The sequence below is a fragment of the Pseudomonas canadensis genome (assembly GCF_030980095.1).
In the GTDB taxonomy this organism is placed as follows: Bacteria; Pseudomonadota; Gammaproteobacteria; order Pseudomonadales; family Pseudomonadaceae; genus Aquipseudomonas; species Aquipseudomonas canadensis.
Genome location: NZ_CP133298.1, coordinates 4,221,221 through 4,243,344, shown reverse-complemented (window position 1 = coordinate 4,243,344; position 22,124 = coordinate 4,221,221). Strand labels below are relative to the sequence as shown.

Genomic DNA, 22,124 nt, shown 5'->3' with positions numbered 1-22,124 from the left:
GGCACGGAAAAAGCCGGCCCTTCACAACCGCTGACTACAGCCAAGGACAGACGATGACTTTCTTTATTTTTCTGCTGGCTTGTGCCGCCGCCGCGAGCACCGGCCTTATTTTCAAGCCGGGTGCCTGGTACGAATCCCTGGTCAAACCCAGCTTCACCCCACCTAATTGGTTGTTCCCGGTGGCGTGGACGATCATTTATCTGCTGCTGGCCTGGGCCGGTTACCGTCTCAGCCTGATCCCTGGCAGCCAAATGGTGTTGGCGCTGTGGGCGGCGCAGATAGCGTTGAACACCTTGTGGACGCCGGTGTTCTTCGGCGCCCATCGCATCCTCGCGGGGATGGTGATTCTGGCAGTGTTGTGGTTGACCGTCGCGACGATGGTGGTGCTGGCGGTGCAGTTGGACCTGATCACCGGCTTGATTCTGTTCCCGTACCTGGCGTGGCTTTGTGTGGCGGCGGCGCTCAACTTCTCGATTCTGCGGAATAACCGCTGATGGCCGTTAAAGCCTGGCCCGCCAGCGAGCCTGAACGGGCCGAGATGCGCCGCTTCAATCAAAAGCTTGCCTGGTTGCCGCGCTTCAAGATCCGCAATCGCGTCACGCCGCGTTTGATCCAGGCGCTGTTGCGGGTCAGTCAAAAGATCAAGCAAGCGCCTTTGGCTGACACCCACTACGTCGACTCGGTCCCCGTGCGCATCCTGCGCCCCGGCGGCAAGCCCAAGGGCGTGGTGCTGGATATCCACGGTGGCGGCTGGGTGATCGGCAATGCGCAGATGGATGACGACCTCAACCTGGGCATGGTCAACGCCTGCGACGTGGCGGTGGTGTCGGTGGATTATCGGCTGGCGGTCGACACGCCGGTCGAAGGGCTGATGGACGACTGCCTGGCGGCCGCGCGGTGGCTGCTCACCACTGAGGAATTTGCCGGCCTGCCGGTGATCGTCGTCGGCGAATCGGCGGGCGGGCACCTGGCAGCGGCGACGTTGCTGGCGTTGAAGCAATGGCCCGCGCTGCTCCAACGGGTGAGCGGGGCGGTGTTGTATTACGGCGTCTACGACTTGACCGGCACACCCAGCGCGCGCGCGGCGGGGCCCGACACCTTGTTGCTGGACGGCCCGGGTATGGTCGAGGCGCTGCGCCTGCTCACGCCGGGGTTGAGTGATGACGCGCGTCGGTTGCCGCCGCTGTCACCCTTGTATGGCGACTTCGAAGGCCTGCCCCCGGCGTTGATGTTCGTGGGGGAACTGGACCCGTTGAGGGATGACACGCTGTTGATCGCTGAGCGGTGGCCGGGAGCTGAGGCGCATTTGTTGCCGGAGGCGGCGCATGGGTTTATTCATTTTCCGGTGGTGATGGGGGAGCGAGTACTCGCTCATAGCCGAGCGTGGATTACTCGGCTTATCGATTATTCATCTTATGCAGGTGGAAAGTCTTCGTAGGATTTTGGGAGGTAACCCCAAATTCTCAGCACGTCAGCTTGCACTTCAAACTCGAAGCCTATGCGCGCCACGGCTTTCGATATTTCTTCTGTATGGTCAATGTAAGTTGTTGGCAGTAGCACGCCCAACGATGGCGCCACTTCCCACAATCCGATGTCGAACCATTCGACGTACGCAAATGGAAACGGAAGATGGTAAAACCACTCCACATCCCAATCTGAGATATGACCCTTGATGGATTTGGAACGATAAGACGGGTGCCACCCAGGGAGCTGACGGAAATGGGTAATCAGTTCGTTCCACTTGGTATCGTTTGCCGCGCCAACCAGGTTTCTTGCCGCTACCGTGGTTTGGATAATCTTTCGGTTTTTATCATTCTGCCGAGCATCGGCCATGGGGAGTGCAGTCATGTTCAGCCCTTCTGATTCCCGTGCACGACAGTGACCTTCTTGGCGCCCAGCTGCGTCAGCCTTTCGTCGAGTGACTTGAGCAATCTGATCGTGCCTGCATCGTATTCCTTGAGCTGACGGCCCGCTGTGTCTCTGTTGCTGTTTACAGCAACAATCATCTCCATCAACCCATCAGGTTTTTTAGCCCCGAGGTGTTCGTCGATGATGTCTTGGGTAGCGGTCATGATTCGTACGGTGTATTCGATATCGGCCGCGAGCTTCTGGAGATTGTAGCGCCTGACAGTTGGGTCTTCCTTATCACTGCTCGCGTAGGTTGGGCCCATTGGGATGTCGTCCAAGTCAATCAGTGTATCGGCCATGTCTTTGCCGAAATACCGCTCCAGCTTGAAGTGTTGGACAATCATTCTCTGATGCCAGCGGCGTTCAAATGCCATGTAGTCGCGCCAGGGACCTTGGGAGAATTCTTTCCACCCGGTTTCATGCGTTGCGCGGGTCAACTTGTCCAGTGCGTTGTAGCCATCATCCAGAATAGCGACGGTTTCTTGCACAGTGTTTTGAGCAGCGTCCCGAAACTGGTTTGCCTCATCCCGCGCCTCTTGGCGTGATTGCAGGGCATAGGTGCCTGTCAACGTCAGGAGTGAAGTCAGGACAGCGGTAACAACCGCAGTTACAAGCGTGTTTTCAGCCATGATGAGGCTCCATTGAGGACATGGGTGGTTCCAGTTATAGAGGCGTCGCGCACGTATACCACCTCACGCAACCCAGCTAAATCAATCCACTTTGCCCTAAAGGCCGGATATTCTTTCGCTCCTCCCATTCAAGCCAAGGAAAGCATGTGAAGGTTCTTCAAGGATTCATCAGTCTATCGGCGCTTTACCTGCTGGCCGGCTGCGAGCAAGTTACCGAGAAATCCCTGCGCTTCGACGTGCCCTATGGCTACTTCGAGACAGCCTGGCGCCAGGACGTCACCGACAATGGCCAGTTGACGTGCAAGGTGACCACCGACACCCAGGACCGTGGCGAGAAGTGGGTGCCCTCGGTGATTCTCGCAGCCGCCGAGGACGCTGCCGAAGACGACACGCTGTTTCTCTCCAGTTACTCCCCGGCCGGCACGGACCAGCGCATTTTCAACCTGCGTACGTTCAACAAAGCCGCGCCGATCATTGATACGGAGATTCATCAAACGCTCGACCAGAAGGGTGTGTACACCCTGCGCCTGACCTGGCAAGCCGATGGCGCTATCGGCTACCAAGTCGAAAGCGGGGGTACTTGGGAAGAGAAGAAACTTGTCCAAGCGCCTGGTTTTAGGGTGCGTCATGTGAGCGTGCATGCGTCGGGTATGAAGGGCAGTGCGGCGTGTGAGTTGCACCAGTGAATGCTGCATGGGAGGTGGTAAAGGCTGATCCATTGAACTTAAAAACTGATCGATGAGTCAGGTTGATCAGCTGCTCTACTTTCATCACAAGGTTTCCCCTATGCGCGAATACACCCTCAACTACCTGTTCAACGACGAGCCCCGCACCCATGTGTTCGAACTCAAGCAACCCCAATTGCAGGTGCATGAAGCGGCGTTGCACTTGCTACAGCTGCATTTTGGCGACGCCGAGAATGGCTTGATCCTGCCGCCCGCGGATGCGAGCCCGGATGAAATTCTGGAGCAGGCGCAGGTGGTGGGGATTACACAGATAGCCGTTGCATGAGTTCAAGCCCGATCATTCAGGTGGCCACTGCGGCGGATATCCCTGAGGTATTGAGGTTCGTGCTGCAAGCCCGTGCCGAGCTTTTCCCCAAGCTCAGCGCGACGGGGATGCCGGCGGACTTGGCGCAGTTCGAGGCGATCTATCTGCACGGTGATGGGCAATTTCTGCTGGCCCGCGATGAGAGCGAGATAGTCGCTGCGATTGGCTACCTACCCTATGACGGGCGTTTCCCGCAGTTGGATTACCAGGGCCGCAAGACCGTGGAGGTGGTGCGCCTGTTTGTGCTGCCGGCGTTCCGCCGCTTTGGTCTGGCGGGCGAGTTGTACCATGCGCTGGAGGCGCAGGCCAAAGCAGATCGGGTCGCGGTGATGTACCTGCACACTCATCCGTTTTTGCCGGGGGCGATTGATTTTTGGCTGCGGCAGGGGTTCGAGGTGGTCGATGTGGACACGGACCCGGTGTGGCGCACGACGCATATGCAACGCACCCTCTAACACCACCACCCACTGTAGGCGCGGGCTCCTACAGTGGGACGCGTTGATCAGTTTGGGCGTAGCCGCAATATCTGCGCCCCATCAAACGGGTCCGTCAGGTAATGCGCCTGCACCCCGAACGTCTCCTGCAAACGCTGCGGCGTCAGCACCTCCAGTGGTTTGCCCAGCGCCACCAACCGCCCGTGATCCAGCACCGCCAGCCGATCACAGGTCAATGCCTGGTTCAGATCATGCAGGGCAATCAAGGTGGTGACGGGCAACCCTTGCACGCCCTTCAAAATGCCAAGCTGATGCTGGATATCCAAATGATTGGTCGGCTCATCCAGCAACAGGATCTGCGGCCGCTGCGCCAACGCACGGGCGATGTGCACGCGCTGGCGCTCACCGCCCGAGAGGCTGCGCCAGGCGCGATGGCTCAGGTGGGTGGCGTCGACGTCGTGCAGCGCCTGGTTGACGATGGCGTCGTCCTCGCAGGACCAGGGGCTCAGCGCCGACAGCCACGGTGTGCGGCCCAGCGCTACGGCGTCGAACACGCGGATGGCGTCGTCGGTGTCGGCCTGCTGTTCCACCACCGCCAGTTGCTGCGCGATGGCGCGGCGCGATAGCTTGCCAAGGCGCTGGCCGCCTAACAGGACTTCGCCGGACGCTGGCGTGCGCAGGCCGGCGAGCAGCTTGAGCAAGGTGGATTTGCCAGAACCATTGGGACCGACAATCCCCAGTGTTTCACCTGGCTGAACCTCCAGATGAATGTCGCTCAGCAACTGCGCCTCGCGCACTTTAAAACCCAATCCTGCGCAGCTCAGCACGGTCATCGCGCATTCCTCCGGCCAATGAGGATCAGCGCAAACACCGGCGCACCGACCAGCGCGGTGACCACGCCGACCGGAATCACCTGGCCTTTGATCAGGGTGCGTGACAGCACATCCGCCGCAATCAAGAACAACGCGCCGCCCAATGCACTGGCCGGCAGCAAGCGCGAGTGCCCGGTGCCGAGCAGCAGGCGCACGGCGTGGGGAATCACCAATCCGACAAAACCGATGGAGCCGACAATCGACACCATCACCGCCGTCACCAGCGCCGCGCAGCCCACCAATACAAACTGCACCCGGCGCACCGGAATGCCGAGGGAGGCCGCCGAGTCGCTGCCAAAGGTAAACGCATCCAACGCACGACGGTGCCACAGGCACACGGCCAACCCGCCAATCGCCACTGGCACCGCCAGCCACACCGAAGGCCAGCGCACGCCGCTGAGGTTGCCGAGCAGCCAGAACATGATGCCGCGCGCCTGTTCGGAACTGGCGGATTTGGTGATCAGGAACGCGGTGAGTGCATTGAACAACTGCGACCCGGCAATGCCCGCCAGAATGATCTGGCCGGTGCCGCTGGCCGAACCGCTGGCGCGCGCGAGCAGGATCACCAGCGCAAACGCGGCCATGGCGCCGACAAACGCGCCCGCCGACAACGAAATCAACCCGCCGCCCACACCGATCAACGCCACCAGCACCGCGCCGGTCGAGGCGCCGGCGCTGATGCCCAGCAGGTACGGATCGGCCAGCGGGTTGCGCAGCAGCGATTGCAGGATCACGCCACACGTCGCCAGCCCGGCGCCACACGCCGCGGCGATCAGGGCGCGGGTGAGGCGGTAGTTCCACACCACGCCTTCGTCGATGGGGTCGAGCGCATAACCGGCGGCCCACAGTTTGTTCGCGAGTACCTGCAGTACCACGTGCGGCGAGATGGCGGTTTCGCCGATGGCCACGCCCGCGAGGACGGCGGCTAATAGCAGGGCCAGGGCGAGTAGGGTGTGGATCACGCTGGTATTCATGGGTGCAGATCGTAGCCGTCGATGGCCGTGGCCAGTTGTTCAAGGCCGTCGAACGTGCGGATGCTGGCCTGCAGCGCAAGGGCGTCGAGGATGATGATGCGGTTGTTTTTCACCGCGTCCATGTTGCGGGTCACCGGATCGCTGCGCAGGAAGGCGAGTTTCTTTTCATGGTCGTCGGCGGGGTAGCGGCGGCGGTCCATGCGCGCGATCACCAGCACGGTCGGGTTGGCCTTGGCGAGGGTTTCCCAGCCGACGGCGGGCCACTCTTCGTCGGACTGTACGACGTTATGCAAGCCGAGGGTTTCCAGCATAAATTGCGGAATACCCTTGTGGCCGGCCACATAAGGGTCGCTGGCCATCTCGGAACTGGAGAACCACACCAAGGCGCTGGCTTGCTTGAGGCCCTTGCTTTGCACGGTGGCGACGGATTTGGCCAGGCGCGCCTTGAGTTCTTCGTTCAGCTGTTGGCCGCGTGCCTGCACGTCGAAGATCTCGGCGAGTTGGCTGATGCTTTTATAAATGGTTTCGATACGGAACGGCTCCAGCCGCGTGCCGTCGGCGCCGACCAGGTTGTCCTTGCCTTCGCAGTCCGAAGGCAACAGGTAGGTGGGGATCTTCAGCTCATGAAATTGCTCGCGGGTGCCAACCACGCCTTGCGGCCCGACCACCCATTCCAGCTCGGCAGCCACCAGTTGCGGGCGTTTGGCGATCACGGCCTCAAAGCTTGGCTCATTGTTGGCCAGGCGCTCGATGCTGTCGTTCTGCGCTTTGTACTGTGGCAGTACGCTGTTGAACCACAGCGAGGTGCCGACCACTTTATTGCCCACGCCCAGGGCGTAGAGCATTTCGGTGGCGGCCTGGCCGATGGTCACGCTGCGGGCCGGCGCTTGCTGGAAGGTGAGGTGGCTGCCGCAGTTTTCCACGGTCAACGGATAGTGAGTGGGCGCGGCCTGGGCCAGGGCACAGAAACCCAGGCCAGCGAGCAGGGCGGTAACACGTGGCAGCATGGGGCAATCTCCGAGTGAACCGTGCGTGCCATTCGGAAATACACCCTTAAGCGCTGCGAGAGCGACAGCAAGAATGTCCTTCCCGGACACCCCGCCGGTTAGTAATTGAGCTTGGGCCGGCAGGTCTCCTGACTGATGCGTCGTCGCCAGGCTCCGGCCTTCCCGGACAAGGTCCAGTGGCATCAGGGAGCAGGCTCAGCACCTACAGTTGCGGGGGCAGTTCCGATTGGCACGGGTGTACCGCGCTTCGGATTCCCTATTAGTCCCGTTCGGGAACCGGCGCGGTATGGTAGTCGATCACGCGGTTGAACGGGAGGCCGTGAACTCAACGGTAGCTCTCTGGCGGCGAGGCTCCTATGATGCTCAGCCCATGGATCGCTTTATCACAAGGAATACACCGTGAAATCATTTGTCGCGCTCGTCCTTATCGCCACCCTGGCCGGTTGTGCCACGCAAGGTAAATCCGAACAGCAGATTCTCGACGAGGCCACCACCGCCTATGTCAAGTCGATGCCGGCCGACTCAGACAAGCTTCGCTTGCACACGATGAGCATCCCCAAAAGCGGTATGTTCGGCGACACCCTGGCGATTTCCATGGCCGGCGACCAAAACGCTGCCAGCCTCAGGGGCGAATTGCTGAATACCAAGCGCTTGGGCGATGTGTTCTTTTTAATCATGGGGGCTGGCACGCCGGTCGACGTTGCGGTGATCGGCAAAGCCGTCGAAGGGCAGGATTTGAAGGGTCTGCAGATTTACTACTCGGGCACCGATGCGCAGAAGGAAAACGTGCGTGCGGCGGTTGAGAAGTCGCAGGCGCAGTTTCATTACATCAATGCGCAATGAGGGGGCGGCCAAAGGGCGCAGGTATCTACACCACGCGGGGTACGGCGCTGGCAGCTTGACGGCCGGCTGCAATCTTACTGTTACTCCCGTGATCCAGAATGTGGGAGCTGGCTTGCCTGCGAAGGCGGCCTGACGGCTAACCCGGCGTCCTGCCGGGTTACCCACGGACTCAAGCCTGCGTTCGGCCAGCGTGTTTGACGGGGCGCCTGAGATCAAAAGCCAGATCAAGATCAAGAGCCAGAGCGGCTCGCTTCGCATCGTGGTTGGCGTTGGGTGTGACGCAGTTCAATATGTGAAGCGTCGGTCAGAGTCGAATGTCTTCAGGACCCTGTATCAGCGCTTCAATCCGCGTGCCGGTGGCGCGCTCTTCGTTGCTGAAGCCGTCGTAGTCGGCCAGGTTGCCGAAGCGCAGGCCGGTCAGGCGCTCTATCTGGATTACGCTGCGCTGGTAGGTCCTGAGTTGGCCGAACACCAGGTCCAGTTGGCCCAGTTCGCGGCTCTGGTCAATCATGTAGGCACTCGCGCTAGGCTTGCCGTTGTCGCTGAGGTAGGCGACCACTTTCCAGAACGCCTTGGGGATCTGCACGCCTCGGTACACGCGGTCGTCGTCGGCGAACACCGGGCCGGTAAACACTGTGGCGCGGGCTTTCCAGCGTTGGGTGTTATCGAGGATGTAGTCTTCAAGCTCCAGCCAGGTCTTCTGGTTGAACCCGCTCATCTGCGGCGAGCAGTTGGTGAAATGGAAGGTGTCGAAGTTGGCGGTTTGCGCCTCGTCGCCCCAGTTGGGGTCTTGTCGGCGGACCAGGTGGCCGCGATCCAGGCCATTGCTGGCATACAGCGCTTCGCCCACCTGCGCATCGATGGGCAGGCGGCCGTCATACGCCCAGGTGTCGTTGCTGCGAATGATGTCGACGTGCTGACCACCATCGATGTTGACGCCCACATACAGCGCAAGCCGCTTGGCGCGTGACATCGTGATCGAGAAGTGCGTGTAGTCCAGGCGCTTCTGTGCATCCCCCGCCAAGGTATCTTCAACCGTGGGCCAGGGCACCCCGAAGCTGCCGAGAAAGTCCTCGGCGTAGCCGCGTCGGTCCTTCAAGTCTCTGGCTGGGGTGACGCGTGGCGTCGCCGCCCGTGCCTCCAGCACTGTGGGGCTCAGTGCGATCAACGGGCGCAGGTCAGCGAGCCTGGGGCGGTATGAAAGGTCGATTTTGGTTTTACGTGCGGGCATCAGTCAGTCCTCCTTGGATAAACACGACTGCAACATAGGTTAATGACAATTGATGACACGCGTTAACCCCTGGGGGCTATCCTGAATCGATGACCCGGACGTTGTCACCTGCCAAATGGAGCCAGCCAATGTGTGTTCGTCAGCCGCATCGCAATCCGATTTTCTGCCTGATCCCGCCCTATATGCTCGACCAGATCGCGCGCAACGGCGACAAGGCGCAACGGGAGGTCGCGCTGCGCACCCGCGCCAAGGACAGCACGTTCCGCTCGTTGCGCATGGTCGCCGAACCTGCCAAAGGACCGGCACACATGGCCCTGGCCATGGGGGCCGATAAGCGCCGCTCGATCTACAGCGCCGAGGGTACCGACAGCCTGCCGGGCACGCTGGTGCGTGGTGAGGGGCAACCCGCAAGCGGTGATGCCGCGGTGGACGAAGCCTACGAGGGCTTGGGCGCCACCTTCGATTTTTTCGACCAGGTCTTTGATCGCAACTCCATCGACGACGCCGGTATGGCGCTGGATGCCACGGTGCATTTTGGCCAGAACTACAACAATGCGTTCTGGAACTCGACCCAGATGGTGTTTGGCGATGGGGATGCGCAGTTGTTCAACCGCTTCACGGTGGCGCTTGACGTAATTGGCCATGAGTTGGCCCATGGCGTCACCGAGGACGAGGCCAAGCTGATGTATTTCAATCAGTCCGGAGCGTTGAACGAGTCACTGTCGGATGTGTTCGGCTCGCTCATCAAGCAATATGCCTTGAATCAAAGCGCGGAAGACGCTGATTGGCTGATCGGCAAAGGACTGTTCACCAAGAAGATCAAAGGCACCGCCCTGCGCTCGATGAAAGCCCCCGGCACCGCGTTTGACGACAAACTGCTGGGCAAGGACCCTCAGCCGGGGCACATGGATGATTTTGTGCAGACCTACGAGGACAATGGCGGGGTGCATATCAATTCCGGTATTCCCAACCATGCGTTCTATCAGGTGGCGACCAAGCTCGGCGGGTTTGCCTGGGAGCGCGCTGGGCGTATCTGGTACGACGCGCTGCGGGATGCGCGGCTGCGGCCCAACTCCGGGTTCCTGCGCTTTGCGCGTATCACTTACGATGTTGCGGGCCGACTCTACGGCGCAAACAAGGATGAACAGAAAGCGGTCAAGGACGGTTGGAAAGCGGTCGGCATTGCTGTCTGACGCGAGAACAACCATGCAAATTTCAATCAAGGAAAATGGCGGGCCTGGGTTCTTTCCGGGCCTGGCCAAGCCACAGACGGTGGAACTGGACGCGCTGCCGGAGCAGGACCAGCAGGAGTTGCGGCGGCTTGTCGAGGCCTGCGACTTCTTTCAATTGCCGCAAAGCAATGCACCTGCCACCGGTAATCCGGGCCAGGTGCATTACACCCTGACGGTGAAGGAGGATCAGCGCGAGCACACGGTCTGCGTGCTGGCGCCGGTGAAGTCGCAGGCGCTGGACGGGCTGGTGCAGTGTGTGCGTCGGCATGTGCGCTGCTGATGTTCAGGTGGCAGCGTTAACCTTGCCTGCCAGAGACGCGCCCAGGCTGTAGAGCAACCCGCCCGCGACCACAAACAGCGCGAGCATATAGAACATGGTGTGGGCGGGGTGTGTCGCCAACACCATCCCGCACAGCACCGGGCCCAAGGCTGCGCCAACGTTGCCCAGGTTTTGCGCAGCGTAGTACATGCCCCGCAGGTGATCGGGGGCGATGATGTCGATGAACATGTACTCGGCAGGGAACACGATGATCTCTCCCAGCGTGAAGACCGCCATGGCTACCACCCAGAACATCAGCGAGGTGGACAAGCCGAACCCCGCCAGGCCGACGATGAACATGCCCAACCCACCTGCGAGCCACAGATTCAAGTGCTGATGGGTGATTCGCTTGCCGATCACGTACTGCAGGCTGATCACCATCAGCGCGTTGGTGGCCACCACGCTGCTGATTATCCGGTAGGCCATTTCGGGTGTCGTGGTGACGATCAGATATTGCGAGAGGTAAGCGGTGAATTGGCCGAACACCACGGCACTGAGTGCACCGCCCAGGGTAAAACACACCAGCCGATAATCACTGAGCAGCACTTTGCCGACCGCCAGGAATGGCGCGCCGGGCTGGCTTGTGTCCACGGGCATCGAGTGCTTGTCACCCCACACGGCGTAAACGATAAAAAAACCGGCGCCCAGCATCGCCGACGCCAGGAAGGGCAGGCTGATGGCGAGCGCGGCCAGTCCCGCACCGAGAAAAGGGCCGACGGCGTAGCCGATGTTGGTCAGGGTGTATTTGATCGAAAACGCTTCGCTGCGCGCATCGACGGGCAGTAGGCGGCCAAATCCTGATTTGACCGCGATATCAATGACGGCGTACGCCAGGTTGATCGCGACCAGGCAGGCGTAGAACACCCACAGGTCCCGCGCGGCAAACGCTCCCAGAAACCCGCAGGTGAACACCGCGCAACAGCCCAGGATCAAGCGGTAACCTGGCTGGCTGTCCACCAGGAAACCGCCGTACAGGCTCAATAATGAGCCGACGATCAGTGAACTGCCGATCACCAGGCCGATGTCGGCGACGCCCAATTGGAACTGGCTCGACAGGTAGATCACCAGATAGGGCAGGGTGATGGCCCTGGCGAGGGTCAACACCAGTGACGCACTCAGAAGCAGGTTGACGGTCAGGGGGTAGTTTTTCAGCGTGGTCAGCATCCGAGCCTCAGTGCCAGGTTCATCGGCCATAGCTTACTGTTGATTTGAATTCTGATTTAGGATGTTAATTACAAGTTTGGCTGACCTGAATTCACAAATGCGGGGCGTGCATGTTTTCTTCCGAACGCTTGAAAGGTATTGATGTGTTTGTGTGTGTCGCGGACTCCGGCAGCTTTACCGCCGCTGCCGAGAAAATGAGCCTGACTGCCTCGGCCATCAGCAAAAGCATCGCGCGGCTCGAAACGCGCCTGGGCGCTCGACTGTTCCTGCGCACAACGCGGCGCTTGTCCCTCACCGAGGCCGGTGTGGCGTTTTACCGTACCTGTACGGGGGTGCTGGCTGACCTGGAGGAGGCCGAGCTCTCGCTGCGCGCCGAGCAAAGCGAGCCGCGTGGACGTGTGCGCATTGATCTGCCCAATGTGTTTGGGCGCGTCCGGGTGTTGCCGGTGCTGCTGCCTTTGCTGAAGACTTTTCCGTCCTTGGTGCCGCACATTTCCTTCAGCGACGGGTTAGTGGACCCGTTCAAGGAGGGTGTGGATCTGGTGGTGCGTGTCGGTGGGGCGCAGGGCTGGCCAGAAACGATCGAACAGCGTGTGCTCGCCCACGAATGGCATACGTTGTGTGCCTCGCCGGATTACTTGGCGAACCATGGCACCCCGACGTGCGAGCGTGAGCTTGAACGGCATCAGTGCCTCGCCTACGGCTGGGTGGACGGACGCGTCAGCCCCTGGAACTTCGCCGGTGAACAGGGCACTGCACGGCGCTGGCAGATGTCGCCGCACCTGGTGATTGGCAATGGCGATGGCTTGATGCAGGCCGCGTTGGCCGGTTGTGGGATCGTGCAACTGCCGTCGTGGGTCGTCCGGCCATCGCTGGAGGAAGGCAAGCTGGTTGAGGTGCTGCCGCAGCTGGCCACCGAGGGGGCTGCGATCAGGCTGGCCTGGGTAAGGAATCGCCAGGCGTTGCCCAAGGTCAGTGTGGTGCTGGAAGCCTTGGTGGCGGGGCTGGGAGGGCGATAGCCACAACCCGTGCCCGTACCACCCACGTGTGTTACTTGCGGTCCAGCCACACCGTCTGCGCGTTGCAGAACTCCCGCACGCCAAAGTGAGACAGCTCGCGGCCAAAACCACTCTTTTTCACGCCACCAAACGCCACCCGAGGGTCGGAAACGCTGAAGGCGTTGACGAAGATGCCGCCGGTTTCCAGCTGGTTGGCGATATCGCGCGCCTTGGCCGGGTCGGTGGTGAAGATGCTCGCGGTGAGGCCGAACTCGCTGTCATTCGCCAGGGCCACGGCGTGGTCGGCGTCGCGGGCGGTGATGATCGAAGCGACCGGGCCGAAGAGTTCCTGTTTGAACGAAGTCATCTGGTCGGTGACGTTACCCAGCACGGTCGGCTCGTAGTAATTACCGGCGCCGGGTACTTTATTGCCGCCCAGCAGCAGGGTCGCGCCTTCTTCCAAAGTGGCCTGGACCTGGCCATGCAACTCGTCGCGCAGGTCGAAGCGTGCCATCGGGCCGATGTAGGTGGTGGCTGAAGTCGGGTCGCCCATCACCAAGGCACGGCTGGCTTCCAGGAATTTGGCGGTGAAGGCTTCCACTACGCCTTCCTCGATGATCAGGCGTTTGGCGGCGGCGCAGACTTGGCCGCTGTTCTGGAAACGACCGATCAGCGCGGCTTGCACGGCGGCGTCGAGGTCGGCGTCGTTGAGCACGATAAAGGGGTCGGAACCGCCCAGCTCCAGCACGCATTTTTTCAGCGCGGCACCGGCCTGGGAACCGATGGCGACGCCGGCACGCACGCTGCCGGTGAGGGTGACGGCGGCGATGCGAGGGTCGGCAATGGCTTTGGACACGCCCTCGTTGGTCACGTTGACCACTTCAAACAGGCCATCGGCGAAACCGGCCTTTTGGAACGCCAGCTGGATCAGATAGGCGCTGCCCATCACGTTCGGCGCATGTTTGAGCACGTAGGTGTTGCCGGCCAGCATCGTCGGCACGGCGCCGCGCAGCACTTGCCACACCGGGAAGTTCCACGGCATCACGGCGAAGATCGGGCCCAGCGGGCGGTATTCGATCTGCGCGCTGCCATTGTCTACCAGGGTCGGCTCAGGGGCGAGCATGGCCGGGCCGTGGGCGGCGTACCATTCGCTGAGTTGCGCGCATTTTTCGATTTCGGCACGGGCCTGGGCGATGGGTTTGCCCATTTCCAGGGTGATCATCTGCGCCATGTCTTCGGCTTGTTCGCGCAACGCGCTGGCCAGGCTCAGCAGCAACTCGGCGCGCTGGCTCACTGGCTGGCGGCGCCAGGCGCGGAAGGCGAGGGTGGAGCGGTCGAGGGCGGCGTCCAGTTGCTGCGCGGTTTCATACGGATAGCTGCCGACCGTTTCGCCGTTGGCCGGGTTGATCGAGAGGGCGTGGGTAGTCGCGTTCATGGCACCGTCCTGCTGAGTGAATTCAGTGGGGTTCAGCGTACGGGGCTATCTCTTTTCTGGAAACTGAATAATATTAAGCAATACGTTCACGATTGGAGAATGATTTGGACCTGGTGCAGCTGGAAATCTTCAAGGCCGTTGCCGAGCAAGGCAGCATCAGCGCCGCCGCGCAGTTGATTCATCGTGTGCCGTCGAACCTGACCACGCGCATCAAGCAACTGGAGCAGGACCTGGGCGTGGAATTGTTCATCCGCGAGAAAAGCCGCCTGCGCCTGTCCCCGGCCGGGTGGAATTTCCTTGGCTATGCGCGGCGCATTCTCGACCTGGTGCAGGAAGCCCGCGCGACCGTGGCGGGGGAGGAGCCCCAGGGCGCGTTTGCCCTTGGCTCGCTGGAAAGTACCGCAGCGGTGCGCATCCCGGCGCTGCTGGCGGCGTACAACCAGAAGCACACCAAGGTTGAGTTGGACCTGAGCACCGGCCCCTCGGGCACCATGATTGAAGGCGTGCTGTCGGGGCGGCTGACGGCGGCGTTTGTCGACGGACCGGTGCTGCATTCCACCCTGGAAGGCGTGGCGGTGTTTGAAGAGGAGATGGTGGTGATTGCGCCGCTGCACCACGCGCCGATCAAACGCGGCCAGGACGTGAATGGCGAAAATATCTACACCTTTCGCTCCAACTGTTCGTACCGGCATCACTTTGAGCGCTGGTTCTCACAGGACGGCGCGGTACCGGGCAAGATCTTCGAGATCGAGTCCTACCACGGCATGCTCGCCTGTGTCAGCGCCGGGGCGGGGCTGGCGCTTATGCCGCGCAGCATGCTCGACAGCATGCCGGGGTCGGCGGCGGTGAGCGTGTGGCCGCTGACGGACAACTTCCGGATCCTGCACACATGGCTGATCTGGCGGCGGGGGACGGTGTCGCAGAGTTTGAACAGTTTCGTGAAGTTGTTGGAGGAACGCAATCTGGTAGCGCAGTAATTCAAATGTGGGAGCTGGCTTGCCTGCGATGCTGGCACCTCGGTGTATGAGGCAAAACTGGTTGATGCTATCGCAGGCAAGCCAGCTCCCACATTTTGATCGTTTTCAGCCGCCAAATTGCAGGGTGCCCATCGCCAGCTTCGCCATCAGTGCGGTCGCACCCAATTGCACCAGCCACAGTGCCAGGCCGCCGAGGAACACACCCAGTGCCACTTGCAGCACCAGGCTCTTCTGGCGCTTGGGTTGCGGTGCGCGTGGGGCGTAGTCATGCAGTTCGTCGCGGTCGGCACGCAGGTCCAGGTCGTCGTTTCTCATAGGTTACTCATTGGGGTAATGTCGGAACACTCTGCCTGTAGGAGCCCGGCTTGCCGGCGATGAGGCCCATGGGGACGCCATCGCCGGCAAGCCGGGCTCCTACAGGATTCAGTCTAGGGGAGCAGGCGGTTTTCCGACAGGCATAAAAAAGGGAAGCCGTGGCTTCCCTTTCCGCAGCGCCGTCAGGTTTAGAGAACCTGAACAATTGCCTTTGTGACTGCATCAATGTTCGACTGGTTCAACGCCGCCACACAGATACGGCCAGTGTCGAGGGCGTAGATGCCGAATTCGCTGCGCAGGCGGGTAACTTGCTCAACAGTCAGGCCGGAGTAGGAGAACATCCCACGCTGGCGGCCGACGAAGCTGAAGTCGTGGCCCGGAGCAGCCTTGGCCAGTTCGGCCACCATCTGCTCACGCATGCCACGGATGCGCAGGCGCATTTCGGCCAGTTCGGCTTCCCACTGGGCGCGCAGTTCAGGGTTGTTCAGTACCGCTGCAACGATCGCCGCGCCGTGGGTCGGCGGGTTGGAGTAGTTGGTGCGGATTACGCGTTTGACCTGGGACAGGATGCGCGCGCTTTCTTCCTTGGAGTCGCCGACGATGGACAGTGCGCCCACACGCTCGCCGTACAGGGAGAACGACTTGGAGAACGAGCTGGACACAAAGAAGGTCAGGCCCGACTCAGCGAACAGGCGCACGGCGGCGGCGTCTTCGTGGATGCCGTCGCCAAAGCCCTGGTAGGCCATGTCGAGGAACGGCACCAGGTTCTTGGCCTTGATCACGTCCAGCACGTTCTGCCAGTCGGTCGGGGTCAGGTCGACGCCGGTCGGGTTGTGGCAGCAGGCGTGCAGCACCACGATGGACTGGGGTGGCAGGGCGTTGAGGTCTTCGAGCAGGCCGGCACGGTTCACGTCGTGGGTGGCGGCGTCGTAGTAGCGGTAGTTCTGCACCGGGAAACCGGCGGTTTCGAACAGGGCGCGGTGGTTTTCCCAGCTAGGGTCGCTGATGGCCACGACGGCGTTTGGCAGCAACTGCTTGAGGAAGTCAGCACCCAGCTTCAGCGCGCCAGTGCCGCCTACCGCTTGCACGGTGGTAACGCGGCCAGCGTTCAGCAGCGGCGATTCTGCGCCGAACAGCAGGGTTTGCACGGCCTTGTCGTAGGCCGCGATGCCGTCGATTGGCAAGTAGCCACGGGCGGCGTGTTGCGCCACGCGAATGGCTTCCGCTTCGGCAACGGCACGCAAGAGTGGAATCTTCCCCTCCTCGTTGCAGTAAACGCCCACGCCAAGGTTGACCTTGGTGGTTCGTGTATCGGCGTTGAATGCTTCGTTGAGGCCCAGGATTGGATCGCGTGGTGCCATTTCGACAGCGGAGAACAGGCTCATTTTTGCGGCAGCTCTATGGGGGGTAGGAGGGACGTGTCGCGCTCCAGCCGAATGCACTAGAGCGGTGCACAAACGGGGAGTTAGTATAGAGACCATCACCGCCTGAGGCGACAGCCGAAACGGCTTTTCGGCCAAGTTTTTCGGTTTATTTGCTGACCGTTAGTCTTATTGCAACATTGATCGGTCAGGGCGCGTAGGGCGATTGCCTTGAAACCCGTCACATTCGCCACCACTTCTATGTCTATCATGGTTTTTTCCTACTATCCGCTCTGATTCTTCGCGGGTGGCGGTCTATTTCGTCCTCGACGGGTTTACAGTCCGGGGGTGACTACACGAGGTACGTTATGTCGGATTTCCAACTCGTCACCCGCTTTGAACCCGCTGGCGATCAGCCGGAAGCCATTCGCCAGATGGTCGAGGGCATTGAGGCCGGCTTGGCGCACCAGACGCTGCTCGGGGTGACCGGCTCGGGCAAGACCTTCAGCATTGCCAACGTGATCGCGCAGATCAACCGACCGACGCTGGTATTGGCGCCGAACAAGACCCTGGCCGCGCAGCTGTACGGCGAGTTCAAGGCGTTCTTCCCGAACAACGCGGTGGAGTACTTCGTTTCCTACTACGACTACTACCAGCCAGAAGCCTACGTGCCATCCTCCGATACCTTTATCGAGAAGGATGCGTCGATCAACGACCACATCGAGCAGATGCGGCTGTCGGCGACCAAGGCCTTGCTGGAGCGTAAGGACGCGATCATCGTCACTACCGTGTCGTGCATCTACGGCCTGGGCAGCCCGGAAACCTATCTGAAGATGGTGCTGCACGTCGATCGCGGCGACAAACTTGACCAGCGCGAACTGCTGCGCCGGCTGACCAGCCTGCAATACACGCGCAACGACATGGACTTTGCCCGCGCCACGTTCCGCGTGCGCGGCGATGTGATCGACATTTACCCGGCGGAATCCGACCTGGAAGCGATCCGTATCGAGCTGTTCGACGATGAAGTCGAGAGCCTGTCGGCCTTCGACCCATTGACCGGCGAGGTGATTCGCAAGCTGCCACGCTTCACCTTCTATCCGAAAAGCCACTACGTGACCCCGCGTGAAACCCTGATGGGCGCCATCGAAGGGATCAAGGTCGAGTTGGCCGAGCGTCTGGAGTACCTGCGCTCCAACAACAAACTGGTGGAAGCCCAGCGCCTGGAGCAACGTACCCGTTTCGACCTGGAGATGATCCTGGAGCTGGGTTACTGCAACGGTATCGAAAACTACTCACGCTACTTGTCGGGCCGTGAATCCGGTGCGCCGCCGCCGACGCTTTATGATTACCTGCCGCCTGATGCGCTGCTGGTGATCGACGAGTCCCACGTCAGCGTGCCGCAAGTGGGCGCAATGTATAAGGGCGACCGTTCGCGTAAAGAAACCCTGGTGGAGTACGGTTTCCGCCTGCCGTCGGCCCTGGATAACCGGCCGATGCGCTTTGATGAGTGGGAAGCCATCAGCCCGCAGACCATCTTTGTGTCCGCCACGCCGGGTAATTATGAGGCCGAGCATGCCGGCCGCGTGATCGAGCAACTGGTGCGGCCGACCGGCCTGGTTGACCCGGAAATCGAAATCCGCCCGGCGCTGACCCAGGTCGACGACTTGCTCTCGGAAATCACCAAGCGTGTGGCTCTGGAGGAGCGGGTTTTGGTCACCACGCTGACCAAGCGCATGTCCGAAGACTTGACCGACTACCTGGCCGACCACGGCGTGCGCGTGCGCTACCTGCACTCGGACATCGACACCGTGGAGCGTGTGGAGATCATCCGCGACTTGCGCCTGGGCACCTTTGATGTGCTGGTGGGGATCAACCTGCTGCGCGAAGGCCTGGACATGCCGGAAGTGTCGCTGGTGGCGATCCTCGATGCGGACAAGGAGGGCTTCCTGCGCTCCGAGCGTTCGCTGATCCAGACCATTGGCCGTGCGGCGCGCAACCTCAATGGCCGGGCGATTCTTTACGCAGACCGCATCACCGGCTCCATGGAGCGTGCGATTGGCGAGACTCAGCGCCGTCGCGACAAGCAGATCGCGTTCAACCTGGAAAATGGCATCACCCCGAAAGGCGTGTTCAAGGACGTTGCCGACATCATGGAAGGCGCCACCGTGCCGGGCTCGCGTAGCAAGAAGCGTAAGGGCATGGCCAAGGCCGCCGAGGAAAGCGCCAAGTACGAGAACGAACTGCGCTCGCCGAGCGAGATCACCAAGCGCATCCGCCAGTTGGAAGAGAAGATGTACCAGTTGGCGCGGGACCTGGAGTTTGAGGCAGCGGCGCAGACGCGGGATGAGATTGGCAAGTTGCGCGAGCGGTTGCTGGCTGTTTGATCTTGCAGGGGCGGTGATGGCCTCTTCGCGAGCACCTCGGTCTGCCAGAACCCCCCGTGCTGGTGTTACCATTCGCCCCTTGTTTCAATTTTCAGTTATATCGCCCATTCGAGACCTGCCATGACCACCGTCCGCACGCGCATCGCGCCATCGCCTACTGGGGATCCCCACGTCGGCACTGCTTACATCGCCTTGTTCAACTACTGCTTTGCCAAGCAGCACGGCGGTGAATTCATCCTGCGGATCGAAGACACCGACCAACTGCGCTCCACCCGTGAGTCGGAACAGCAGATTTTCGATGCCCTGCGCTGGCTGGGCATTACCTGGGCCGAAGGCCCGGATGTCGGCGGCCCGCACGGCCCGTACCGCCAGAGCGAGCGCAGCGACATTTACAAGCAGTACACCCAGCAACTGGTCGACATGGGCCATGCGTTCCCGTGCTTCTGCACCGCGGAAGAACTGGACCAGATGCGCGCCGAGCAACAGGCCCGTGGCGAAACCCCGCGCTACGATGGCCGCGCGTTGCTGCTGTCGAAAGAAGAAGTGGCCCAGCGCCTGGCTGCCGGCGAGCCTCACGTGATCCGCATGAAGGTGCCGAGTGAAGGCGTGTGCGTGGTGCCGGACATGCTGCGCGGTGACGTCGAGATTCCGTGGGACCGCATGGACATGCAGGTGCTGATGAAGACCGACGGCCTGCCGACGTACTTCCTGGCCAACGTGGTCGACGACCACCTGATGGGCATCACCCACGTGCTGCGCGGCGAAGAATGGCTGCCGTCGGCGCCGAAGTTGATCCTGCTCTACGAGTACTTCGGCTGGGAACAACCGCAGCTGTGCTACATGCCGCTGCTGCGTAACCCGGACAAGAGCAAGCTGTCCAAGCGCAAGAACCCGACCTCGGTGACCTTCTACGAGCGTATGGGCTTCATGCCGGAAGCGATGCTCAACTACCTGGGTCGCATGGGCTGGTCGATGCCGGATGAGCGCGAGAAGTTCTCGCTGCAGGAAATGGTCGATAACTTCGACCTGTCCCGCGTGTCGCTCGGCGGACCGATCTTCGATATCGAGAAGCTGTCGTGGCTCAACGGCCAGTGGCTGCGTGACCTGCCGGTGGAAGAATTCGCCAGCCGCGTGCAGCAGTGGGCGTTGAACCCTGAATACATGATGAAGATCGCGCCGCTGGTGCAGGGCAGGGTGGAGACGTTCAGCCAGGTCGCGCCGTTGGCCAGCTTCTTCTTTGCCGGGGGCGTGAATCCTGACCCTAAGCTGTTCGAGTCCAAGAAACTCTCGGGTGACCAGGTTCGCCAATTGATGCAGTTGATCCTGTGGAAGCTGGAAAGCCTGCGACAGTGGGAGAAGGATGCGATTACCGCGACGATCCAGGCGGTGGTGGAATCCCTGGAATTGAAACTGCGCGATGCCATGCCGCTGATGTTTGCTGCGATCACCGGGCAGGCCAGTTCGGTGTCGGTGCTCGATGCGATGGAAATTCTCGGCCCGGACCTGACCCGTTTCCGTCTGCGCCAAGCCCTTGATTTGCTTGGTGGTGTGTCGAAGAAAGAAAACAAAGAGTGGGAAAAGCTGCTGGGCGCTATCGCTTAAGCACGCGGTTGAAACGGCGAAACCCCGGTTTTCCGGGGTTTCGACGGTAAGTGATTGTTATCCCGGCAAAAAATTTTGGAAAATGTTGAAAATAAATTTGACACACTTCCAAAGCGCCATTAAGATTCGCCCCGTCCTCACCGATGAGGGGCTATAGCTCAGCTGGGAGAGCGCTTGCATGGCATGCAAGAGGTCAACGGTTCGATCCCGTTTAGCTCCACCAATTTACAGGTTCAAGGTCTGGCCACACCGTCCTTGAATCGATCAGGTCTCAGCCCTGATCAGTTGTACAGAAGGTTTTGTCCCCTTCGTCTAGTGGCCTAGGACACCGCCCTTTCACGGCGGTAACAGGGGTTCGAGTCCCCTAGGGGACGCCATTTTCAACAAGCAGTTCGGAAGGTCTGCTGCGTCGAAAGACGAAAAATTTGGGGCTATAGCTCAGCTGGGAGAGCGCTTGCATGGCATGCAAGAGGTCAACGGTTCGATCCCGTTTAGCTCCACCAATTTACAGTTCCAAGGTTCCGGCCACACCGTCCTTGGATCGATCAGTCTCAGTCTGATCAGTGTACAGAAGGTTTGTGTCCCCTTCGTCTAGTGGCCTAGGACACCGCCCTTTCACGGCGGTAACAGGGGTTCGAGTCCCCTAGGGGACGCCACGATTACCCGCTCTGCGGGATTTTTAGGGGTCATTCAATTATTGAATGGCCCTTTTGTTTGTCTGGCGTTTGGCCAAATCTATCCTCCATCCCATTCTTCTCTTCTGACCAGCGGTCATGCCTGTGGCTTGTGAAATATTATTATGGTAATAATATTCAACCCATGAACATCGGAGGCAATGATGAGCGATAAAAAAGCGCAAACCCGCGAACGCATTCTGCAGGCCGCCAGCGCCGCGTTGATCCAGCGCGGTCCGGCCGAACCGAGTGTGGGTGAAGTCATGGGCGCGGCGGGGCTGACCGTCGGTGGTTTTTACGCGCATTTCGAAAGCAAGGACGCACTGATGCTGGAGGCCTTCACCCAGTTGCTGGCCAAGCGTCGTGCGTCGATTGATGACATGGACGCCCAGTTGACCGGAGAGGAGCGCAGAAGCCTGGTGGCGGCGTTCTACCTGTCGCGCAAGCACCGTGACTCAACCGCCCAGGCCTGCCCGATTCCGGCGACTGTCGGCGAGATGAGCCGCCTGCCGGATGAGTTCCGCCAAGCGCTGAACGAACACTGCGAGCTGATGGCCGCGCAACTCGCCGCCAGTCCTGAAGACACCGATAAAGCCCTGGCCGACATGGCACTGATGATCGGTGGCCTGGCCTTGGCCCGTGCCTTGGGGCCGGGTGAGTTGTCTGACCGTGTGCTGCGCGCCGCCAAGTCGGCCGTGCGCTAGAAGAGGGCTGT

23 protein-coding genes, 4 tRNA genes and 1 riboswitch are annotated in these 22,124 nt (G+C 60.8%); of the genes, 17 read left to right on the top strand and 10 right to left on the bottom strand.

Annotated elements, in window-relative coordinates:
* The first annotated feature begins 53 nt into the window (after positions 1-53).
* Together tspO and RB216_RS19610 are read left to right on the top strand one after the other, a co-directional pair.
* Positions 54-494 carry a tryptophan-rich sensory protein TspO gene (tspO, locus tag RB216_RS19615; RefSeq protein WP_028617148.1) on the top strand — a complete coding sequence of 147 codons (441 nt, stop codon included), beginning with the start codon at positions 54-56 and terminating at the stop codon, positions 492-494.
* Positions 494-1,438 (top strand): alpha/beta hydrolase fold domain-containing protein, encoded by a 945-nt coding sequence (locus RB216_RS19610; protein WP_308907767.1) that lies wholly within the window; start codon positions 494-496, stop codon positions 1,436-1,438. The genes tspO and RB216_RS19610 overlap by 1 nt, the downstream gene beginning before the upstream one ends.
* Here RB216_RS19610 and RB216_RS19605 read toward each other — a convergent pair.
* Together RB216_RS19605 and RB216_RS19600 are read right to left on the bottom strand one after the other, a co-directional pair.
* Entirely contained in the window at positions 1,414-1,848 is a 435-nt protein-coding gene (locus tag RB216_RS19605; protein WP_308907766.1) for a DUF6678 family protein, read from the bottom strand. The genes RB216_RS19610 and RB216_RS19605 overlap by 25 nt on opposite strands.
* A 2-nt stretch (positions 1,849-1,850) precedes the next feature.
* On the bottom strand, positions 1,851-2,537 hold the full coding sequence (locus tag RB216_RS19600) for a hypothetical protein (RefSeq protein ID WP_068932745.1): 687 nt from the start codon (positions 2,535-2,537) through the stop codon (positions 1,851-1,853).
* A gap of 146 nt (positions 2,538-2,683) precedes the next feature.
* Between RB216_RS19600 and RB216_RS19595 the strand changes: the two genes are divergently transcribed.
* The 3 genes from RB216_RS19595 to RB216_RS19585 all read left to right on the top strand — a co-directional run bounded on the left by RB216_RS19595 (position 2,684) and on the right by RB216_RS19585 (position 4,042).
* Positions 2,684-3,223 carry a hypothetical protein gene (locus RB216_RS19595; RefSeq protein ID WP_308907765.1) on the top strand — a complete coding sequence of 180 codons (540 nt, stop codon included), beginning with the start codon at positions 2,684-2,686 and terminating at the stop codon, positions 3,221-3,223.
* Between the two features lie 100 nt (positions 3,224-3,323).
* Positions 3,324-3,548, top strand: a complete 225-nt coding sequence (locus RB216_RS19590) for a hypothetical protein (protein ID WP_068932742.1) — start codon at positions 3,324-3,326, stop codon at positions 3,546-3,548.
* The gene (locus RB216_RS19585; RefSeq protein WP_308907764.1) at positions 3,545-4,042 is read left to right on the top strand and encodes a GNAT family N-acetyltransferase; all 498 of its coding nucleotides are present in this window, start codon (positions 3,545-3,547) and stop codon (positions 4,040-4,042) included. The genes RB216_RS19590 and RB216_RS19585 overlap by 4 nt, the downstream gene beginning before the upstream one ends.
* Positions 4,043-4,089: 47 nt before the next feature.
* Here the strand turns inward: RB216_RS19585 and RB216_RS19580 are convergent, their stop codons facing one another.
* The 3 genes from RB216_RS19580 to RB216_RS19570 are packed head-to-tail and all read right to left on the bottom strand — an operon-like array spanning position 4,090 to position 6,874.
* Positions 4,090-4,854: an ABC transporter ATP-binding protein gene (locus RB216_RS19580; protein ID WP_028617144.1), complete on the bottom strand. Its 765-nt coding sequence runs from the start codon at positions 4,852-4,854 to the stop codon at positions 4,090-4,092.
* A complete protein-coding gene (locus RB216_RS19575; RefSeq protein ID WP_308908891.1) occupies positions 4,851-5,855 on the bottom strand; it encodes a FecCD family ABC transporter permease in 1,005 nt (334 codons plus the stop codon). Before RB216_RS19575 ends, RB216_RS19580 begins: the two co-directional genes overlap by 4 nt.
* Positions 5,856-5,863: 8 nt before the next feature.
* A complete protein-coding gene (locus RB216_RS19570) occupies positions 5,864-6,874 on the bottom strand; it encodes an ABC transporter substrate-binding protein (RefSeq protein ID WP_028617142.1) in 1,011 nt (336 codons plus the stop codon).
* A gap of 101 nt (positions 6,875-6,975) precedes the next feature.
* Positions 6,976-7,170: riboswitch (cobalamin riboswitch) on the bottom strand.
* A 103-nt stretch (positions 7,171-7,273) separates the two neighbouring features.
* On the opposite strand from RB216_RS19570, the gene RB216_RS19565 reads away from it, so the two are divergent.
* A complete protein-coding gene (locus RB216_RS19565) occupies positions 7,274-7,717 on the top strand; it encodes a hypothetical protein (protein ID WP_028617141.1) in 444 nt (147 codons plus the stop codon).
* A gap of 304 nt (positions 7,718-8,021) precedes the next feature.
* Here the strand turns inward: RB216_RS19565 and RB216_RS19560 are convergent, their stop codons facing one another.
* Positions 8,022-8,948, bottom strand: a complete 927-nt coding sequence (locus RB216_RS19560) for a DNA/RNA non-specific endonuclease (protein WP_308907763.1) — start codon at positions 8,946-8,948, stop codon at positions 8,022-8,024.
* A 128-nt stretch (positions 8,949-9,076) separates the two neighbouring features.
* Between RB216_RS19560 and RB216_RS19555 the strand changes: the two genes are divergently transcribed.
* Positions 9,077-10,141 (top strand): M4 family metallopeptidase, encoded by a 1,065-nt coding sequence (locus tag RB216_RS19555; protein WP_308907762.1) that lies wholly within the window; start codon positions 9,077-9,079, stop codon positions 10,139-10,141.
* Positions 10,142-10,154: 13 nt separating this feature from the next.
* Complete coding sequence (locus RB216_RS19550; protein WP_028617138.1) at positions 10,155-10,460, top strand: protealysin inhibitor emfourin; 306 nt, start codon at positions 10,155-10,157, stop codon at positions 10,458-10,460.
* A gap of 3 nt (positions 10,461-10,463) precedes the next feature.
* Here RB216_RS19550 and RB216_RS19545 read toward each other — a convergent pair whose 3' ends face one another.
* Entirely contained in the window at positions 10,464-11,663 is a 1,200-nt protein-coding gene (locus tag RB216_RS19545) for an MFS transporter (RefSeq protein WP_028617137.1), read from the bottom strand.
* 110 nt (positions 11,664-11,773) lie between these two features.
* Here RB216_RS19545 and RB216_RS19540 point away from each other — a divergent pair, with 110 nt between their 5' ends.
* Positions 11,774-12,682: a LysR substrate-binding domain-containing protein gene (locus RB216_RS19540; protein WP_236318774.1), complete on the top strand. Its 909-nt coding sequence runs from the start codon at positions 11,774-11,776 to the stop codon at positions 12,680-12,682.
* 31 nt (positions 12,683-12,713) lie between these two features.
* On the opposite strand, the gene RB216_RS19535 is transcribed toward RB216_RS19540, so the two are convergent.
* The gene (locus RB216_RS19535) at positions 12,714-14,096 is read right to left on the bottom strand and encodes an aldehyde dehydrogenase family protein (RefSeq protein ID WP_028617135.1); all 1,383 of its coding nucleotides are present in this window, start codon (positions 14,094-14,096) and stop codon (positions 12,714-12,716) included.
* A gap of 104 nt (positions 14,097-14,200) precedes the next feature.
* On the opposite strand from RB216_RS19535, the gene ptrR reads away from it, so the two are divergent.
* Positions 14,201-15,073, top strand: coding sequence for a putrescine utilization regulator PtrR (gene ptrR / locus RB216_RS19530; protein ID WP_068932731.1), 873 nt, complete (start codon positions 14,201-14,203; stop codon positions 15,071-15,073).
* Between the two features lie 105 nt (positions 15,074-15,178).
* Here the strand turns inward: ptrR and RB216_RS19525 are convergent, their stop codons facing one another.
* Both RB216_RS19525 and RB216_RS19520 read right to left on the bottom strand, forming a co-directional pair.
* Complete coding sequence (locus tag RB216_RS19525; protein WP_028617133.1) at positions 15,179-15,388, bottom strand: hypothetical protein; 210 nt, start codon at positions 15,386-15,388, stop codon at positions 15,179-15,181.
* Between the two features lie 188 nt (positions 15,389-15,576).
* Positions 15,577-16,773: an amino acid aminotransferase gene (locus tag RB216_RS19520; protein WP_028617132.1), complete on the bottom strand. Its 1,197-nt coding sequence runs from the start codon at positions 16,771-16,773 to the stop codon at positions 15,577-15,579.
* A 344-nt stretch (positions 16,774-17,117) separates the two neighbouring features.
* Between RB216_RS19520 and uvrB the strand changes: the two genes are divergently transcribed.
* From uvrB to RB216_RS19485, 7 genes are all read left to right on the top strand, one after another.
* A complete protein-coding gene (gene uvrB / locus RB216_RS19515) occupies positions 17,118-19,133 on the top strand; it encodes an excinuclease ABC subunit UvrB (RefSeq protein ID WP_010209048.1) in 2,016 nt (671 codons plus the stop codon).
* 120 nt (positions 19,134-19,253) lie between these two features.
* The gene (gltX, locus tag RB216_RS19510) at positions 19,254-20,735 is read left to right on the top strand and encodes a glutamate--tRNA ligase (RefSeq protein WP_015884987.1); all 1,482 of its coding nucleotides are present in this window, start codon (positions 19,254-19,256) and stop codon (positions 20,733-20,735) included.
* A 147-nt stretch (positions 20,736-20,882) separates the two neighbouring features.
* A tRNA-Ala gene (locus tag RB216_RS19505) sits at positions 20,883-20,958 on the top strand.
* Positions 20,959-21,036: 78 nt separating this feature from the next.
* Positions 21,037-21,112 (top strand) — tRNA-Glu (locus RB216_RS19500).
* Between the two features lie 50 nt (positions 21,113-21,162).
* Positions 21,163-21,238: transfer RNA gene (locus tag RB216_RS19495), tRNA-Ala, on the top strand.
* A gap of 77 nt (positions 21,239-21,315) precedes the next feature.
* Positions 21,316-21,391, top strand: a tRNA-Glu gene (locus tag RB216_RS19490).
* Between the two features lie 182 nt (positions 21,392-21,573).
* On the top strand, positions 21,574-22,113 hold the full coding sequence (locus RB216_RS19485; RefSeq protein ID WP_010209050.1) for a TetR/AcrR family transcriptional regulator: 540 nt from the start codon (positions 21,574-21,576) through the stop codon (positions 22,111-22,113).
* The last annotated feature ends 11 nt before the right edge of the window (positions 22,114-22,124 follow it).